Origin of the sequence: Actinoplanes philippinensis, from assembly GCF_900113015.1 — a bacterium.
Taxonomy (GTDB): Bacteria; Actinomycetota; Actinomycetes; order Mycobacteriales; family Micromonosporaceae; genus Actinoplanes; species Actinoplanes philippinensis.
Genome location: NZ_FONV01000007.1, coordinates 386,211 through 403,888 on the forward strand (window position 1 = coordinate 386,211; position 17,678 = coordinate 403,888).

A 17,678-nucleotide genomic window follows, 5' to 3' on the forward strand; every position below is an offset into this window, starting at 1 on the left:
CAGCGCCGGGGACCCCGACCGTCCGGTGTGGACCCGCCGGGCGGTCGGCGTATGCTCGGCGCCAACCGCGAAGCCCGCCGACGGGGAGCAGCAGCCATGACCGACAGTGACGCCACCACCAAGCTGGACACCAGCGTTCCGCACTCGGCGCGGGTGTGGAACTACTGGCTCGGCGGCAAGGACAACTTCCCGGTCGACCGGGCGGTCGGCGACGACTTCGCCGATCTCTACCCGGACATCACCGTGGTGGCGCGGCACTCGCGGGCGTTCCTCAAGCGGGCTGTCACCTTCCTGGTGACGGAGGCCGGCATCCGGCAGTTCCTGGACATCGGCACCGGTATGCCGACCGCGGAGAACACGCATCAGGTGGCGCAGGCCGCGTCCCCCGACACCCGGATCGTGTATGTGGACAACGACCCGCTGGTGCTGGTGCACGCGCGGGCCCTGCTGACCAGCACCCCCGAGGGCCGGACCGACTACGTCGACGCCGACCTGCACGACCCGGAGCGGATCCTGGAGGCGGCGAGCGCGACGCTCGACCTGACCCAGCCGGTGGGCCTGATCCTGATGAACATCCTGGGGCACGTGCCCGACATCGATCAGGCCGTCGCGATCGTCCGGAGCCTGCTCGACCGGCTGCCGTCGGGCAGTTACTTCCTCACCGCCGACGGCACCAACGTGATCGACGGCCCGGCGTTCGAGGAGGCGATCGCGGTGTGGAACGCGAATGCGCCGCTCAGCTACCACCTGCGTCACCCCGACCAGATCTCCCGTTTCCTGGAGGGCCTCGAGGTGCTGGAGCCGGGCCTGGTCCCGTGCTCGAAGTGGCGCCCGGCCCCCGACGCCGCCGGCGAGGACCTGCGCGAGGTCGACGAGTTCGGGGCGGTGGCCCGCAAGCCCTGAGGCGCGGTGGCCGGCAAGCCGTCCGGGGCCGCGGCCCCGAGCGGTGAGACAGCGGCTGCGCGGAAGATCTCATCCGGCGGGGTGGGCGGCCGATCCTAGCGGCGCCCCTCCCCCGCTACCTTCCGAGGTCACCGCATGTCCGTGCTGTCCCGTCCCGCGATCCTGCTCGCCTCCGCCGCGGTCGCCGCCGGCCTCCTGGTCGCCCCGGCCGCCGCATATGCCGCCGACACCACCACCGACCTGTCCGCGTCCGAGATGAGGACGGCGGTGGCGGCGGTGGCCGCGGCGACCGGCACGGCCGCCGAGCAGGGCTGGAAATCCGACCTCGATCTCACCGTCGCCCTCGGCGGCCGCACCGCGACCGGCCGCCAGTCGATCGTGGCGGACCCGCAGCACGGCCTGATGGGTGTGTCGTCCGCGCTGGAGGACACACCGGTGGCGAGCGTCTTCCTCGACGAGGGCAGCGGCGTCTACTCGTCGCTGCCGGAGGACAGCCGCACCGAGGCGGCGCTGACGATGATGGGCCGGCCGGCAGCGACGTTCGCGTTCACCGCGGCGCCGACGCTGACCCTGAAGAACGACGGTCCGGCTCCGATGGACGTGGTGGTGACGTCGGTCGGAGCGGGCAAGCGGACGCTGCACGACGACGGCTCGGCCGATCTGACCTTCGCCGACCCGGTGATGGGCGCGGTGACGTTGCACGTCGACGCCTCGTCGGTGCTGACGGCCGCGGAGTCCACCCTGGACGAGGAGGACGCGAACCTCTCGGTCTCGGTCGGCTACGGCTACGGTCCGCAGACCGTGACGCTGCCGACGGCCGACGAGACGGTGCAGGCGGGAACCCTGGCCAAGGCCGTCGCCTACGTCGAGATGTCCGGGCTGGTGCGGGACAGCGCGGTGACCGGCGCGGCCGACACCCGCAAGGCGGCCAAGGGCGGCAAGGTGAAGGTGGCGACGCTGCGCAAGCTGGTCCGGCGGGACGCGGACCGGGTCAACGACTCGGTCAACGTCGACGTGGTCAAGGTCAAGAACATCACCGCGGGGGTACGGGTCTCGGCGACCAACCCGTGGACGAAGAAGACGGTCGCCTACACGGTGAAGGCGTCCGGCAAGAAGGTCGTCGTCAAGAAGGTGTGATCGTGGGAGAGCCGGCCGCGGACGGTGCGGCCGGCTTCCGGTGCGGCGGCGCCGTCAGACGGTGACGCGGTCGCGGATGGCGTGCCCGACCTCGGCGCGCAGCGCGGCGAACTCGGGCAGGCCCCGCAACTCGTCGGCGGCGATGCCGGTCCGTGGCAGGTCGATCGGCAGGTCGAGCGCGATCGTGCCGGGCCGGGGGGTGAGCACCACGACGCGGCTGCCGAGGAACACCGCCTCGTCGACGCTGTGCGTGACGAAGACGCTGGTCCGGCCGGTGGAGGCGCTGACCTGACGCAGGTCGTCCTGCAGTTTCTCCCGGGTGAGCGCGTCCAGGGCGGCGAACGGCTCGTCGAGCAGCAGCAGGGGATTGTCCACGGCCAGGGCGCGGGCGATGGCGACGCGCTGCTGCTGGCCGCCGGAGATCTGCCAGACCCGGCGGTGGGCCACGTCGTGCAGGCCGACCCGGGCGAGCAGGTCGTCGACGCGTTCCGCGGTGACCGGCTGTCCGGCGTACTTGAGGGCCAGGGCGATGTTGCCGCCGACGGTCTTCCAGGGGAACAGCCGCGGCTGCTGGAAGACCAGCCCTGCCCCGCGTCCGGGCACCGGGGCCGTCCCGGCGGTGCGCACGGTTCCGCTGGTGGGCTGCTCGAAGCCGGCGATCAGCCGCAGCAGCGTGCTCTTGCCGCAGCCGGAGGCGCCGACCAGGACGAGAAACTCGCCCTGTGGCACGGTCAGGTCGATCGGGCCGACGGCGGTCACGTCACCGTAGGAGTGGGTGACCGCGTCGACAGTGATGGCGTCAGCCGAGGACACCGGGCAGCCCCTTGACGTAGATGGCCTTCTGGACGTCGGCCAGCGCCGGCACGGCGTCGATCTTCTGCTGGGACTTGAGGAACTCGGCGGCGCTGACCAGGTTGTCGGCGAGTTTGCCGGGCGCGCCGTCGGTGCCGAGCCATTCCGGCGACGACAGGTCGGCCGGCTTGAGGAACACGCCCTGCGACAGCTGCGCCTTGGCCTCGTCGGCGGAGAGGTTGAGCTCGGCGCCGACGGCCTTGCCCGCGGCGTCCGGGTCGGTGGCGATGACGGTCAGGGCCTGCGCCTCGACCTTGCGCCACGCGTCGACGGCCTCCGGGTGGGCGGTGGCGAACGCGGTGGACACGACACCCAGGTCGAGGGTGGGCTTGCCGCCGGCGGCCAGCTCGCGGCTGGTGACCAGGACCTTGCCGGTCTTCTTCAGCTCGTCGAGCGACGGCAGCCAGCTGTAGGCGGCGTCGATGTCACCGCGGGTCCAGGCGGCCAGGATGTCCTGCGGCTCCAGGTCCACGATGGTCAGGTCGGACTCCTTGAGGCCGGCCTTGTCCAGCGCGGCCAGGAGGCTGTAGTGGGCGGTGGACGCGAACGGGGTGGCCACCTTCTTGCCGCGCAGCGACGCCACGTCGGCGACGCCGGAGGCGTTGCGTGCGACCAGCGCCTCGTTGTCGCCGGCCACGTCGAGGACGAAGGCGACCTGGTACGGGATGTTCAGCGGGGCGGACAGCCCACGGGCCACCGGGCTGGAGCCGATCGCGGCGATGTCGAGGCTGCCGGCGACGAACGCGGTGTTGATGCTGGCGCCGGAGTCGAACTTGGTCCAGGTGATCTTGTAGTCGGGCAGCGCCTTCTCGAGCAGGCCCTGGTTCTTGACGATCAGATCGCCGGACGGGAAGGCCTGGTAGGCGATCCGGATCGACTTCTCCGCGGGATCGGCGCCACCACTGGCGGCGCCGTTCCCGCACGCGGCGAGGGCCCCGGCGAGGGCGACGGAGACAACGACGGCAAGGAACTTCTTCACAGGGGTTTCCTTCAGGATCAGGCGCGTCCGCGCCAGGGGATCAGCCTGTTCTCGGCGGTGAGCAACAGAGCGTCGATGAGCAGTCCGGAGAGGCCGATGGCGAAGAGGCCGAGGACGACCACGTCGGTCTGGGAGTAGCGCTGGGCGTCGCGGATCATGCCGCCGATGCCGGGCACGCCGTTGATCGTCTCGGCGGCCACGACCGACGAGTACGCGACACCGACGGCCAGCCGGACGCCGGTGAAGATCTCCGGCAGCGCGTTGGGCAGCACCACGTCGCGGATGCTCTGCCGGCGGCTCGCGCCGAGCGCCCGGGCCGCCTCGACCAGGCCGGTCGGCGCATTGTGGACGGCGGCGGCGGTGGCGACCGCGACGGGCGGCAGCGCGGCGATCGAGAGCAGCCACAGCTTCGGGGTCTCGTCGATGCCGAACCAGATGATGAACAGGCTGAAGTACGCCAGCGGCGGCAGCGCCCGGACGAACGTGATGACCGGCTCGGCGACCACGCGCAGCCAGCTGACGGTGCCGAGGAGCACGCCGATGAGCAGACCGCCGGCGACGCCGATGGCCGAGCCGATGACGATGCGCCGCAGGCTGACGCCCAGGTGCTCGATGAGCAGGTGGCCGCTGTAACCGCGTACCCCGTCGTGGGTGGTCGAGGTGGTGATCAGCTGATCCCAGACCGCGGCGGGTGAGGGGATGAAGGTCGGGTTGTGCATGACCCGGGCCGTCAGCTCCCACAGCAGGTAGAGCGCGACCAGCGCGACGAGGCGCAACACGAGGCGGCGGCGCAGGCCGCCTTCGGGCGCGAGCGCCGCCTTGGGCGACGGCGGTGCGGCCGGCGGCGCGGGGGCGAGAGTGGTGGTCACGGAATCTCCTGGCAGGGGTGCCCGACGAATGCCCGCTATTCCTATCGCATCTATGGGGTTACAGGCAATACCCGCAACAGAGGCAATGATGTGTTTAAACATATAGCACTGATAGGCATTGTGGGTCATGCGACGGGCTGCCTAGCGTTTCGGCCATGACCGTCCTGACCCCGCAACGGCGGGAGGAAAACGTCGACGACCTCGTCGTCGTCCCGGCCCGCCACCCTTGGCGATGGGCCGGGACCGCTCTGGTCCTCGTCCTGCTCGCGCAGTTCGTGCACGGGCTCGTCACCAATCCCGGCTGGGACTGGGAGACGTTCTTCGGCTACTTCCTGGAGGAGTCGGTCGTCGAGGCGCTGGGCCTGACCCTGCTGCTGACCCTCGGCGGCGCCGTCCTCGGATTCCTCGGCGGCATCCCGCTCGCCGCCATGCGCCTGTCCCCCGACCCGGTGCTGTCCACGGTCAGCTGGGCGTACATCTGGGTGTTCCGCAGTGTGCCGCTGCTGGTGCAGCTGCTGTTCTGGGCGAACCTCGGCTACCTCTACGACAGCCTGCAGATCGGCATCCCGTTCGGGCCGGGCGTGTCCTTCCCGACGGTGAGCCTGATCAGCACGTTCGGCGCCGCGCTGCTCGGCCTGGCCCTGCACGAGGCGGCCTTCGCCGGCGAGATCATCCGCGCCGGCCTGCTCTCGGTGGACCAGGGCCAGCACGAGGCCGCGTCGGCGCTGGGCATCCCGAAGTGGCGGCAGTTCAGGCGGATCGTGCTGCCGCAGGCGATGCGGGCGATCCTCCCGAACGCGGCGAACCTGCTGGTCAACCTGCTCAAGAGCACGTCCATCGTGTACATCCTGGCGATCGGCGAGCTCTTCTACCAGGTGCAGGTGATCTACGGCCGCAACGGCCGGGTGGTGCCGCTGCTGATGGTCGCGACCGTCTGGTACGTGATCCTCACCGCGCTGCTGTCGATCCTGCAGTACTACACCGAACGCCACTTCGCCCGCGGCGCGGTCCGCACCCTGCCGCCGACACCCTTCCAGAAGCTCAAGGCGGCGATCGGCAGATGATCGAGATCACCGGGGTGCACAAGTCGTTCGGCAAGGCGCACGTGCTGCGCGGCGTGTCGCTGAGCGCGAAGGCCGGCACCGTCACCGTCGTCCTCGGCCCGTCCGGCTCCGGCAAGTCGACCCTGCTGCGCTGTATCAACCACCTGGAGAAGGTCGACTCCGGCCGGGTCCGGGTGGACGGCGAGCTGATCGGTTACCGCCAGGCCGGAAACCGGCTGCACGAGCTGAGCGAGCGGCAGATCCTCAGGCAGCGCGCCGGCATCGGCTTCGTCTTCCAGAACTTCAACCTGTTCCCGCACCTCACCGCCGTGGAGAACATCGCCGAGGCGCCGATCTCGGCGCAGGGCAGACCCCGGGCACAGGTGTACGAACGCGCCCGCGAGCTGCTGACCTCTGTCGGACTCGGCGATCGGGCCGACGCCTACCCCCGTCAGCTCTCCGGTGGCCAGCAGCAGCGCGTGGCGATCGCCCGGGCCCTGGCGCTGGAGCCGAAGCTGATCCTCTTCGACGAGCCGACCTCGGCGCTCGACCCGGAGCTGGTCGGCGAGGTCCTCGACGTGCTGCGGGACCTGGCCGCCGGCGGCACCACGATGATCGTGGTGACGCACGAGATCGGCTTCGCCCGGGAAGCCGCCGACACGGTCGTCTTCATGGACGAGGGCCGCATCGTCGAGCAGGGCGCCCCGGCTCAGGTACTGGACCACCCGCGTCACGAACGCACCAGGGCCTTCCTGTCCAAGGTCCTGGTCTGACCACCCGCCTCTTTCGTGGAAACTGGAGTTGTCGTGCGTACAAAATGGATGGTTGCTCTTGCTGCGGTGACGTTGAGCCTGAGCGCCTGCGCCGCGCCGGAGGAGAAGGCGGCGGCAGCAGCCGGTCCGGCGGCGTCCGCCGCCGGTGGCTCGCTGAACCTCACGCCCGAGCAGAACCGGATCCGGCCGGCCAAGGACGACGCCGCCGCGGCGCTGCTGCCCGCCGACGTGAAGGCGTCCGGCAAGCTGATCATCGGGGTCGGCGCCGCCGGTTCCGGTTTCCCGCCGCTCGCCTTCGCCGCGACCGACAACAGGACGCTGATCGGCAACGAGCCGGACATCGCCGTCGCCATCGCGAGCACGCTGGGCCTGGAGCCGGTCCTGGAGAACACCTCCTGGGAGAACCTGTTCATCGGCCTGGACAGCGGGAAATACCAGCTCGGCGCGTCGAACATCACCGTCACCGAGGAGCGCAAGCTCAAGTACGACTTCGTCACCTACCGCCTGGACAACCTGGCCTGGCTGGCGAAGAAGGGCTCCGGCCTCTCCGTTTCCAAGCCCGCCGACATCGCCGGGAAGAGGGTGTCGGTCAGCTCCGGCACCAACCAGGAGAAGATCCTGGTGGAGTGGGCCGACGAGGTGAAGAAGGCGGGCCTGCCCGAGGTCGAGATCAAGTACTACCAGACCAACCAGGCCGTCTACCTGGCGCTCGGCTCCGGCCAGATCGACATCCACCTCGGCCCGAGCCCGTCGGCCGCCTACCACGTGGCGACCACCGGCCAGACCGAGATCGTCGGCACCTACTCCGGCGCCGGCAAGGACCTGCAGGGCCTGATCGCGCTCACCACCAAGAAGGACAACGGGCTGGTCAAGGCGTACGCCGCGGCGCTGGACAAGCTGATCGCCTCGGGTGACTACGCCAAGATCCTGCAGCGCTGGAACCTGACCAACGAGGGTGTCACCAAGGCCGAGGTCAACCCGCCGGGCCTGCCGATCGAGGGCAAGTGACCCGCGCGCTCGCCCCGGCCGCGATCCTGGACAACCCGGCCTGGAGCTCGCTGGCCGGCGCGCACGCGAAGTTCGCGGTGGCGCACGGCCGGGCCGCACGGTACGACCACGAGGTGGCCCCGTTCCACGCCCTGGCCGACCCGGCCGACCCGCGGGCCTGGACCGACCTGGCACAACTGGTCGAGCCCGGCGTCGTGGTGACGATCGCCGGGGCCGGCGCCGCCGCCCATCCGGGATGGCAGGTCGAGCACAGCGTCGCCGGTGTGCAACTGGTCGACGTGTCGCTGCGGGCGGCGCCGGCTCCGGACGCGGTCCGGCTGGGCGCCGCCGACGTGCCGGAGATCCTCGACCTGATCGACCGTACCCAGCCGGGCCCGTTCCGTCGCCGGACCGTCGAGCTCGGCGTCTACCTGGGGCTGCGCTCGGCGGACGGCCGGCTGATCGCGATGGCCGGCGAGCGTCTGCACCCGGCGGGCTGGACCGAGATCAGCGCGGTCTGCACCGACCCGGCGCACCGGAAGAAGGGCCTGGCCACGCGTCTGGTCCGGGCGGTGGCGGCGGGCATCCGGGAGCGCGGCGAGACCCCGTTCCTGCACACGTCAGCCGGAAACGTCAACGCCATCCGGCTCTACGAGTCGATCGGGTTCGTCCTGCGCCGCCGGACCGACTTCACCGCCTACCGCCGGGTCCCGGCCGGCGGCCTCGACCAGGTGGTGGCGTAGCGACTGGGCGGCGGGGCCGAGCATCCGGTCCCGCTGCCGCATCACCCCGACCGGCGGGTGCGCGGGCGGCGGATGCAGCTGGCGCACCGCGATCGCCGGGCCGGGCGACGACTCGGCCACCGTGCGCGACAGCAGGCCCACCCCGAGCCCGGCGGCGATCAGCGCACGCACCCCGTCGAGGCTGTGCGTCTCGTAGTGCACGCGCGGCAGGAATCCCGCCGACCGGGCCGCGTCCTCCAGGATCCAGCGCAGACCCGAGCCGGGCGGCATGCTCACGAACGGCTCGTCGCGGACCTCCCCCAGGGTCAGCCGGCCCCCGCGGGCCATCGCATGGCCGGGCGGCAGCGCCAGCAGCAACTGCTCGTCGGCGAGCGGCACCGCGTCGAAGCGCGGCGGCAGATCGGCGTGCACCGGGCCGACCACCAGATCCAGCTCGCCGCCGTCGCAGGCGCCGAGCAGCCCGGTGATCCGCCCCGAGCGCAGCCGCACCGCGATCCCCGGATGCCGCTCCCGGAACGACGCGAGCGCCGCCGGCAGATCGTAGGGTCCGAGGCTGGCGGTCGCGCCGACGGTCACCCGGCCGCTGACCACGGCGGTGATCTCGGCCATCTCACCGCGGGCCCCGTCCAGCTCGGCCAGGATGCGGCGGGCCCGGGCCACGAACATCTCCCCGGCCGGCGTCAGCGCGACCTTGCGGGTGGTCCGCGCGAACAGGGTCACCCCGAGCTCGATCTCCAGTGCCCTGACCTGCGCCGACACCGCCGACTGGGCGACGTGCAGCCGACCGGCCGCGCGGGTGAAGCCGCCGTACCGGGCCACCGCCTCGACGTAGCTGAGCTGCCGAATCTCCATCCGACGATGATGATCGTCTTTCTTCGGCAGAATTCTCCAAAACCGATAAATCACTCTTTTGTACGAGCCAGCCCGTTTCCGCCGAATCGTGGCCGCCCCGGGCCTACCACGCGCGGCGGGCGGGCCGCCCGGACCGTGCCGCGCCCGCCGGGCTCGAGCGGCCCGTCACCAGGACCGGCCCGGACTGCCGTAGCGGTTCCGCCCCGGACGTCCGTGGCAGCCCGTCCCCGGCTGCGGTCCCGGGCGTCCGCCGCGGCGGCCTGCGTCACCCGCTGCGGTCCCGGGCCGCGCCGGAGCCCCGCTCAGCCGGGCGGCTCCAGCACCGCTATCTCCGGCCGGGTCAGGCTGCCCGCCACCAGCAGCCCGTCCCGCTCGGCCGCCGAGGTCACGAATCCGTACCCGCCGTCGCCGGATCGCAGGTCGTGCACGATCCGCCCGTCGGTGTCGAAGGCCATCACCCACGCGATCGGCGTGGCCTTGGGCCGGACCGCCTCGGGCAGGTTCCACACCAGCAGCCGCAGGAGCCCGGGCAGCGGCAGCAGCCGGTCGAGCAGCGGGTCGCGGGGTGCGGCGATCCCGGCCCAGAGCAGCCCGTCGCCGCCGAGCAGGAGGTTGTCGGGGAAGCCGGGAAGGTTGTCGGCGAACACCGTGTCGGTGCCGTCGAGGCCGTACCGGCGGATCCGGTAGCCGGCCGTCTCGGCGACCAGCAGCGCCGTCCCGTCCGCGGTCAGGGCCAGCCCGTTGGCGAATTTCAGCCCGTCCAGCAGCACGGTGACGGCGCCGTCCGGGTCGCGGCGCAGCAGCCGCCCGGTGCCGGAGTGCTCGAACACGTCGCCGAGGTGGTCGTCGAGGCTCCACCGGGTGGTCGACGAGGTGAACCAGATGGTCCCGCCGGACCCCTCGACGACGTTGCTGGCGAAGGTGAGCGGTTCGCCGCCGACGGTGTCGACCAGCACCTCGACGGTCCCGTCCGGGGTGACGGCGAGCAGTCCCCGGTCGTGGTCGCAGACCAGCACCCCGCCGTCGGCGCGCGGATGCAGCCCGAGCGGCCGTCCCCCGGTGTGGGCGAGCACCGTCCGGTCCCCGCTGCGCGGGTCGATCCGTACGATCCGGCCGTCGGCGAGCCCGGTGATCACCTGCCCGTCGCTGTCGACGACGACGTCCTCGGGACCGTGGCCGCCGGTGGGGAGGAGCCGCCGTACCCGCAGCGGGCCGGTGGCGCCGCGGTCGTCCAGGGCGGGCGGCGACCATCGTCGCGGCCGGATCCAGCGGCGTGCCATGGGGTCTCCTATGCCTGGTGCGCCGGGGCGGGTCCGTTGGTCAGGCGGCGCACGTCGGGCAGGGCGAGCGCGGCGGCGTTGCCCGTGGCGACCACGACGGCGCCGATGATCAGCAGCGGGACCGGACCGAGGATCGGGGCGGCGAACCCGACCAGCACGAAACCGAGCGGCAGCGTCACCAGGGAGCCGAACCAGTCGTAGGCGACGACCCGGGACAGCACCTCACGGGGCACGTTGGCCTGCAGGCTGGTCTCCCACAGGGTGACGAAGGTGCCCATGCCGGCGCCGGCGGCGAACGCGCCCAGGATGACGGCCGGCAGCGGGGCGCCGAGGGCGAGGGTCAGCAGCGCCGGCACGAACCCGACGTTGGCCAGGATGCCGGTGCGCAGCGGGTACCGCGGGGTGAGGCGGGTCATCAGCAGCCCGGAGAGCAGGGCGCCCGCCCCGAAGCCGCCGAGGATGAACCCCCAGCCGCGGGCGCCGCCGAGCCCGTCGGCGGACAGTTGCGGGCCGAGCACCATGTAGGCGGGGAGCACGATCAGGTGGAACACCCCGGACTGGGCGACCAGCGCCCACAGCCATCGCCGGGAGCTGAACTCGGCCCAGCCCTCCCGCAGGTCGGCGACCACGCCCGTCGCTCCGGTCCGCGGTGCGGCGGCGTCGCGCGGGACGCCGAGCAGGAACAGGGCGCTGACCAGGTAGGAGCCGGCGTCGACGGCGAACACCGCGCCGGGGCTGAAGGCGGCCACCAGCAGGCCGCCGGTGGCCGGGCCGAGCAGGCTGCCCAGCGAGCGGCCGAACCCGATCAGCGCGTTGGCCCGCTGCAGGGTGGCCGGCTCGTTGAGCGACGGGATGATGCCGCCGAGTGCGGGCCGGAAGAAGGCGCTGCCCAGCCCGTCGATCGAGGCGAAGACCATCAGGGCGGTCAGCGGCACGTGCCCGGTGAAGATCCAGATCGCGAGGGTGGCCTGGCTGACCGCGCGGGCCACGTCGGTGATCAGCAGCAGGGTCCGCCGCGACACCCGGTCGGCCAGCACGCCGCCGATCAGGATGAAGCCGACGATCGGCAGCCGGCCGGCGCCCAGCACCAGGCCCAGCCCGGCGACGCCGTGTCCGCTGGCCAGGACCGCGAACGCGAGCGCCACCGGGGTCATCTGGGTGCCGAGAATCGACGTGTAGTAGCCCGCGAGGAGATTCCGCATCGGACGGCTGATCGCCCCCGGCCGGCTCACAACCTCATGATCTTCAATGTCCGGCACCAGCCGATCATAGGCGATCGGTCAGGCGGACCACTCCTTGGCGAGCAACTCGAAGGAGCGGACCCGGTCGGCGTGGTCGTGCGTGATGGTGGTGACCAGCAGTTCGTCGGCGCCGGTGACGCGTTGCAGAGTTTGCAGCCGTTCTGCCACGGTCTGCGGCGATCCGGCGAACTGGGTGTCGACCCGGTCGGCGACGATCGCCCGGTCCTGGTCGGTCCACGGGAACGCCTCGGCCTCCTCGATGCTCGGGAACGGGACGGCGCCGAGGCCGGTACGGATGCTGCGGACCCACACGGCGAACGGCTTCGCCAAGTGACGTGCGGTCGCGTCGTCCTCGGCCACCAGCACGTCGGCCGACACCATCACGTACGGCTCGGCGAGCGCCGGCGACGGCACGAACGACTCCCGGTACGCCTCGACGGCTTCCAGCACCTTCGCCGGCGCGACGTGGTAGTTGGCGGCGAACGGCAAACCACGCGCTCCGGCCGTGCGGGCGCTCTCCCCGCCGGAGCTGCCGAGCAGCCACACCTGCAGATCCGCGCCCGCGCCCGGGGTGGCGGTCACCTCGTTGCCCTCGTCGTCGACGACCGGCCCGGCCAGCAGCGCCTGGATCTGGTCGAGGACGTCGTTGAGGCCGAGCGGTTCGGCGCCCGGCTGGGTCAGGAAGCTGCCGGCCAACTCGGTGCGCTTGGAGGCGAAGATCGGCGCCCAGGAGAACGGCTTGGGGATGAGCAGCCCGTCGACGACGCGTTCCTGCGGTGGCGCCTGCTGCTTCTTCTCCTCGGCGACGAGCCGGGCGGCCTCCTTCTTGCCCGGCCCGGACCGGCCCAGTCCGAGGTCGAATCGGCCCGGGTAGAGCGCGTCGAGCAGCCCGAACTGCTCCACGATGGACAGCCCGGTCTGGAAGCCGGTCTGCACGGCGCCGGAGCCGAGCCGGATGTGGTCGGTGACCGCGGCGATCTGGCCGAGCAGCAGCGCCGGCTGCGAGCTGGCCACCCCGGGGGTGAAGTGGTGCTCGGCCACCCAGTAGCGGTGATAGCCGAACTGCTCGGCCCGGCGGGCCAGATCGAGCGTGCGCCGGAGGGCGTCGCGCACGTCACCGCCGGAGACCAGCGGGGCGAGGTCGAGGATGGAGAGGGGTACGGGCATGGCTACCGCCCTTTCAGTCGGCGTAACACGGGGGCGATGTCGGAGGCGAACAGCTCCAGGCTGGCCCGGTTCTGTTTCTCGGTGAGGCCTTCGGTGTCGGCGCTCAGGTGGGTGACCGAGTGGCCGAGCCGGTCGTGGTAGCGGTGAACCTTGTCGATGATCTGCTGCGGGCTGCCGACCAGCATCGAGCTGCGTTCCACGGCGTCCTCGACGCTGTGGAAGACCGGCTGCACCCCGACCTTGCGGAACGCCTCCTGCCGGGCCTCGAAGATCGGCCGGTACACGTCGATCGCCTCCTGCGAGGTGCGGGCGGCGTAGAAACCGGCGCTGCCCGCCCCGATCCGGATCGCGGCCGGGTCGTGGCCGTGGTGCGCCCACCGTTCCCGGTAGTGGTCGATCAGCTCGACGTACGGCTCGATCGGGTTGGTGACGTTGGCGGAGAACAGTGGGTCGCCGTAGGAGGCGGCCAGTTCGACCGACGCCTTGCTGGTGGCCGAGCCGTGCCAGACGGTGATCGGGTTCTGCAGCGGGCGGGGCCACGTCTCGGCGTCGGTCAGCGACGGCCGGTACTTTCCCTCCCAGGTGACCTTCTCCTCCCGCCACAGCCGTCGGAACAGGTCGTAGCTCTCCCGCAGCCGGTCCCACTGGTCGTCGACGGTCACGTGGAACAGCTGCGCCTGCGCCGCCCCGTTGCCCTTGCCGATGATCAGTTGCAGCCGCCCGCCGGACAGGTTGTCCAGGGTCGCGTAGTCCTCGAAGGCGCGGACCGGGTCGAGCAGGCTGAGCGTGGTCACCCCGGTCCACAGCTCGATGCGGCTGGTGAGAGCGGCGATGTGGCTGAGCACGACCGGCGGTGACGACGACAGGAACGGCCGCTCGTGCCGCTCCCCCACGGCGAACCCGTCGAAGCCGAGCTGCTCGCCGAGGACCGCCGCGTCGACGACCTCCCGCAGCCGCTGCTGGATGCTCTTGGACCGGTCGAGGTACGTGATCAGGCTGAGCAGCAGGAATTTCACGCCAGCCCCAGATTTTCGCGCAGCGTCGTGCCGGAATAGGCGGTCCGGAACACGCCGCGTTCCTGCAGCAACGGGACCACCTGGTCCACGAAGTCGTCGAGCCCGGCCGGGGTGAGGTGCGAGACGAGGATGAAGCCGTCGCACGCGTCGGTCTGCACGTACTCGTCGAGCTGCTCGGCGACCCGGGCCGCGGTGCCGATGAAGTTCTGCCGCCCGGTGACCTCGATGACCAGCTCCCGGATCGACAGGTTCTTGGCCTCGGCCCGGGCCCGCCACTCGGCGGCCGTCTTCAGCCGGTCCGGGTACATCCCGGCGCGGCCCTTGATGATCGTGTCGTCCTCGTCGAGGACCGGATCGATGTCCGGCAGCGGCCCCTCCGCGTCGTAGCCGGACAGGTCGGTGTTCCACAGCTGTTCCAGCAGCAGGATCGCGGTCTGCGGGCTGACCTGCTGCCGCCGGATGTGGTGCGCCTTCTCCTGCGCGTCGGCGTCGCTGTCGCCGAGCACGTAGGACACCCCCGGGATGATCTTCAGGCTGTCCTCGGTCCGGCCGTACTTCGCGAGCCGGTCCTTGACGTCGCGGTAGAACCGCCGGGCGTCGTCGATCTGGTGGTGCCGGGAGAAGATCGCGTCGGAGTGCTTCGCGGCCAGCTCCCGGCCGCCGTCGGAGTCGCCGGCCTGCAGGATGATCGGGTGGCCCTGCGGGCTGCGCGGCGCCCCGAACCGGCCCTCGATGTCGAACTGGCTGTTCCTGATCGCGAAGTCGCCGCCGTCGCTGTCCCACAGCTTCCGGGCGGTCTCGATGAACTCCCCGGCCCGGACGTAGCGGTCCGCGTGGTCGAGGAACCCGCCGCGCCGGAAGTTCTCCCCGAAGAACGCGCCCGGCGAGGTGACCACGTTCCACGCGGCCCGCCCGCCGGACAGGTGGTCGAGGGTGGCCAGCTGGCGGGCCAGCTCGTACGGCTCGTGGTAGGTGGCGTTGAGGGTTCCGGCCAGGCCGAGGTGCTCGGTGACCGCGGCCAGGGCGGTCAGCACCGTGATGGTGTCCGGCCGTCCGACCACGTCCAGGTCGTGGATGAGCCCCCGCTGCTCGCGCAGCCGCAGGCCCTCGGCCAGGAAGAAGAAGTCGAACAGCCCCCGCTCGGCGGTGCGCGCCAGGTATTCGAAGGAGTCGAAGTCGATCTGGCTGCCGGCGCGGGGGTCGCTCCAGACGGTGGTGTTGTTCACGCCCGGGAAGTGGGCGGCGAGGATGATCTGCTTAGGCAACGGGAATCTCCTCCGGGCGGGCGGCGTAGCGGTTCACGGCGACCGGCAGTCCGAGGCGTTCCCGGAGTGTCGTGTGCGCCGACGGCTGGAACAGGCCACGGCGGCGCAGTTCCGGGACGAGGCCCTCGGTGATGTCGGCGACGTCGCCGACCCGCAGCCGGAAGCCGTCCACGCCGGAGACCGTCCACCAGCTCTGGATCAGGTCGGCGAGCTGGCCGGGCGTGCCGTTGAAGGTGGCCGCGTCACCCGGGACGTGCCCACCGACGGTGAGGTCCGCGAAGATCTTCTTCTCCGGCACGATCCGGCCCACGATCCGGGCCGCGTCGTCGGCGTCGGCCGGGGTGACGAAGAAGACGTCGGCGTCCAGGGCGTCCCAGACCTGCGGGCCGTGGGCGAGCGCGGCCACCACCGGCTGGCCCTGCGGCGGCCGCGGCACGATCGACGGGCCCTTGACCGAGAAGTGCGCGCCGGCGAAGTCGATGTAGTGCAGCCGGTCCCGGTCGATGTAGCGGCCGGTGGCGACGTCCTTGATGATCGCGTCGTCCTCCCAGCTGTCCCAGAGCCGCCGCACCACCTCGATCGCGTCGCCCGCCTCGGCCAGCAGGTCCTCGACCGGCAGCGGCCTCCGGCGGCCGAGCAGCGCCGCCTCGGCCGGATCCGTGGAGATCCGCACCTGCCAGCCGGCCCGGCCCCGGCTCACCCAGTCGAGGGTGGCCAGGGCGGTGGACAGGTGGAACGGCTCGGTGTGGGTGGTGGTGGCGACCGGGACCAGGCCGACGTGCCGGGTCAGCGGCGCGACCCGGGCGGCGACCTGCACCGCGTCCGGCCCGTGCCGCCCGAACCGGTCCTCGAACGTCACGAAGTCGAGCCCGGCCTCGTCGGCCAGCCGGACCTGCCTGATCCAGTGGCCGGCGTCGAACGAGTCACCGTTCAGCGCGACCGCGAGCTGCACTGTCATCGGGAAACCTCCAAAGTGGGCACCGCGTCGAGCAGCGCCCGGGTGTACTCGTGGCCGGCATGGTCGAAGACGGCCTTGACCGGGCCCTGTTCGACCACCCGGCCGTCGTGCATGACCAGGACGCGATCGGCGATGTCACGGATCACGCCGAGGTCGTGGGAGATGAACAGCAACGCCGTCCCGTCGGCCTCGCGGATATCGGCGAGCAGGTCCAGCACCTGCGCCTGCACCGACACGTCGAGGGCCGACACCGGCTCGTCGCAGATGATCAGACTCGGTCGCGGGGCGATGGCGCGGGCCACCGCGACCCGCTGCCGCTGCCCGCCGGACAGCTGCCGCGGATACCGGTCGAGGACGTCCGCGCCGAGCCCCACCCGCTCCAGGCAAGGCTCCGGGTCCGCACCGCGCGGCAGGGCCTCGCCGACGATGCGCCGCACCGTCCAGCGCGGGTCGAACGCCGACAGCGGATCCTGGGCGATCAGCTGCAGCCGTCGCCGGATCGGGCGGCGGGCACGCTCGGGCACCCCGCTGAAGTCGGCGCCCTCGAACCGCACATGCCCCGACGTCGGCTCGGCCAGCCCGAACAGCAGCTGCGCCACGGTGGTCTTGCCGGACCCCGACTCGCCGACCAGCCCGACGATCTCGCCGCGGCGGATCGTCACGCCGAAGTCCTTCACGACGGTGCGGTCGCCGTACACCTTGCGCAGCGCGGTGGCCTCGGCGACGACGTCGCCCGGCTCGGTGGTGGTCCCGCGCCGCCTCCCGGTCGCCGCCGAGATCAATTTCCTGGTGTACGGGTGACCGGCGCTCACCAGCACGGTGCGGGTGTCGCCGCCCTCGACGACCCGGCCGTCCTTCATCACCAGCACCCGGTCGGCCAGTGTCGACACGACCGCCAGATCGTGGCTGATCAGCAGCAGTGTCTCCCCCGACGCACGGCGCTCGGCGAGCAGCCGGAGAATCTGCGCCTGCACCGTCGCGTCCAGGGCGGTGGTCGGCTCGTCGGCGATCAGCAGCCGCGGCCCGCCGGCGATGGCCGAGGCGATCAGCGCCCGCTGCCGCAGGCCACCGGACAGCTGATGCGGATACTGCCGGGCCCGCCGCTCCGGTTCGGGCACGTGCACGTCGGTGAGCAGCTGCCGGATCCGCTGCGGCCGGTCCCGGCGGTCGCCGATGCCGTGGGTCTGCAGCACCTCGCCGATCTCCGCGCCGACGGTGCGCAGCGGGTCGAGCGACACCAGGGCGTCCTGCAGGATCAGCCCGGCGAACCGGCCCCGCAGCCGGCGCCAGTCACGGGCGGCGAAGGCGCGCGCGTCCCGGCCGTCGACGGTGAACGTGTCCGCCTCGACGCGGGCGTTCGGACCGGCCAGTCCGACCAGGCTGCGGGCGGTCACGCTCTTGCCGGAGCCGCTCTCGCCGACCAGCGCGACACACTCGCCCTCGCTGATCGTGAGGTCGACCCCGCGTACCGCCTCGACCTGCCGTCTACCGGTGAAGGCGACCCGCAGGTTCTCGACGTGGATCACGCTGTGCCTCCTATGGCGTGCTCTCGCGGCCCTTGCTTCGCTGCGGTGCACTCGATCACGCTGTGCCACCTTTGGCGTGCTCTCGCG

General features: G+C 71.9%; 16 protein-coding genes and 1 pseudogene. 6 read left to right on the forward strand and 11 right to left on the reverse strand.

Annotated elements, in window-relative coordinates; all coding sequences use genetic code 11:
* Positions 1 to 96 precede the first annotated feature (96 nt).
* Both BM290_RS20440 and BM290_RS20445 read left to right on the forward strand, forming a co-directional pair.
* A complete protein-coding gene (locus BM290_RS20440) occupies positions 97 to 903 on the forward strand; it encodes an SAM-dependent methyltransferase (RefSeq protein WP_093616376.1) in 807 nt (268 codons plus the stop codon).
* Positions 904 to 1,038: 135 nt separating this feature from the next.
* Positions 1,039 to 2,040 carry a hypothetical protein gene (locus tag BM290_RS20445; RefSeq protein ID WP_093616378.1) on the forward strand — a complete coding sequence of 334 codons (1,002 nt, stop codon included), beginning with the start codon at positions 1,039 to 1,041 and terminating at the stop codon, positions 2,038 to 2,040.
* 54 nt (positions 2,041 to 2,094) lie between these two features.
* On the opposite strand, the gene BM290_RS20450 is transcribed toward BM290_RS20445, so the two are convergent.
* From BM290_RS20450 to BM290_RS20460, 3 genes are read right to left on the reverse strand one after another with little or no spacing between them, the layout of a single operon-like run.
* On the reverse strand, positions 2,095 to 2,853 hold the full coding sequence (locus BM290_RS20450) for an ABC transporter ATP-binding protein (RefSeq protein WP_093616380.1): 759 nt from the start codon (positions 2,851 to 2,853) through the stop codon (positions 2,095 to 2,097).
* Complete coding sequence (locus tag BM290_RS20455) at positions 2,840 to 3,871, reverse strand: taurine ABC transporter substrate-binding protein (protein ID WP_093616382.1); 1,032 nt, start codon at positions 3,869 to 3,871, stop codon at positions 2,840 to 2,842. The genes BM290_RS20450 and BM290_RS20455 overlap by 14 nt, the downstream gene beginning before the upstream one ends.
* A 17-nt stretch (positions 3,872 to 3,888) precedes the next feature.
* Entirely contained in the window at positions 3,889 to 4,740 is an 852-nt protein-coding gene (locus BM290_RS20460) for an ABC transporter permease (RefSeq protein ID WP_203779428.1), read from the reverse strand.
* A 155-nt stretch (positions 4,741 to 4,895) separates the two neighbouring features.
* Here BM290_RS20460 and BM290_RS20465 point away from each other — a divergent pair, with 155 nt between their 5' ends.
* The 4 genes from BM290_RS20465 to BM290_RS20480 all read left to right on the forward strand — a co-directional run bounded on the left by BM290_RS20465 (position 4,896) and on the right by BM290_RS20480 (position 8,286).
* The gene (locus tag BM290_RS20465; protein WP_093616386.1) at positions 4,896 to 5,804 is read left to right on the forward strand and encodes an amino acid ABC transporter permease; all 909 of its coding nucleotides are present in this window, start codon (positions 4,896 to 4,898) and stop codon (positions 5,802 to 5,804) included.
* Complete coding sequence (locus tag BM290_RS20470; protein ID WP_093616388.1) at positions 5,801 to 6,556, forward strand: amino acid ABC transporter ATP-binding protein; 756 nt, start codon at positions 5,801 to 5,803, stop codon at positions 6,554 to 6,556. Before BM290_RS20465 ends, BM290_RS20470 begins: the two co-directional genes overlap by 4 nt.
* A 66-nt stretch (positions 6,557 to 6,622) precedes the next feature.
* Positions 6,623 to 7,564 (forward strand): ABC transporter substrate-binding protein, encoded by a 942-nt coding sequence (locus tag BM290_RS20475; protein ID WP_244903939.1) that lies wholly within the window; start codon positions 6,623 to 6,625, stop codon positions 7,562 to 7,564.
* Entirely contained in the window at positions 7,561 to 8,286 is a 726-nt protein-coding gene (locus tag BM290_RS20480) for a GNAT family N-acetyltransferase (RefSeq protein ID WP_093616392.1), read from the forward strand. The genes BM290_RS20475 and BM290_RS20480 overlap by 4 nt, the downstream gene beginning before the upstream one ends.
* 33 nt (positions 8,287 to 8,319) lie before the next feature.
* Here the strand turns inward: BM290_RS20480 and BM290_RS20485 are convergent.
* From BM290_RS20485 to nikE, 8 genes and pseudogenes are all read right to left on the reverse strand, one after another.
* Positions 8,320 to 9,138: pseudogene (locus tag BM290_RS20485) on the reverse strand (LysR family transcriptional regulator); the annotation flags it as partial.
* Between the two features lie 302 nt (positions 9,139 to 9,440).
* Entirely contained in the window at positions 9,441 to 10,418 is a 978-nt protein-coding gene (locus BM290_RS20490; RefSeq protein WP_093616394.1) for an SMP-30/gluconolactonase/LRE family protein, read from the reverse strand.
* 8 nt (positions 10,419 to 10,426) lie between these two features.
* Positions 10,427 to 11,620: an MFS transporter gene (locus BM290_RS20495; protein ID WP_143133852.1), complete on the reverse strand. Its 1,194-nt coding sequence runs from the start codon at positions 11,618 to 11,620 to the stop codon at positions 10,427 to 10,429.
* Positions 11,621 to 11,698: 78 nt separating this feature from the next.
* Positions 11,699 to 12,826, reverse strand: a complete 1,128-nt coding sequence (locus BM290_RS20500) for an LLM class flavin-dependent oxidoreductase (RefSeq protein ID WP_093616398.1) — start codon at positions 12,824 to 12,826, stop codon at positions 11,699 to 11,701.
* A 2-nt stretch (positions 12,827 to 12,828) separates the two neighbouring features.
* A complete protein-coding gene (locus tag BM290_RS20505; RefSeq protein WP_093616400.1) occupies positions 12,829 to 13,842 on the reverse strand; it encodes an LLM class flavin-dependent oxidoreductase in 1,014 nt (337 codons plus the stop codon).
* Positions 13,839 to 15,107, reverse strand: a complete 1,269-nt coding sequence (locus tag BM290_RS20510) for an LLM class flavin-dependent oxidoreductase (RefSeq protein ID WP_093616402.1) — start codon at positions 15,105 to 15,107, stop codon at positions 13,839 to 13,841. Before BM290_RS20510 ends, BM290_RS20505 begins: the two co-directional genes overlap by 4 nt.
* Positions 15,100 to 16,065, reverse strand: a complete 966-nt coding sequence (locus BM290_RS20515) for an LLM class flavin-dependent oxidoreductase (RefSeq protein WP_093616404.1) — start codon at positions 16,063 to 16,065, stop codon at positions 15,100 to 15,102. Before BM290_RS20515 ends, BM290_RS20510 begins: the two co-directional genes overlap by 8 nt.
* Positions 16,062 to 17,591: a nickel ABC transporter ATP-binding protein NikE gene (gene nikE / locus BM290_RS20520; protein ID WP_093616406.1), complete on the reverse strand. Its 1,530-nt coding sequence runs from the start codon at positions 17,589 to 17,591 to the stop codon at positions 16,062 to 16,064. The genes BM290_RS20515 and nikE overlap by 4 nt, the downstream gene beginning before the upstream one ends.
* Between the last annotated feature and the right edge of the window lie 87 nt (positions 17,592 to 17,678).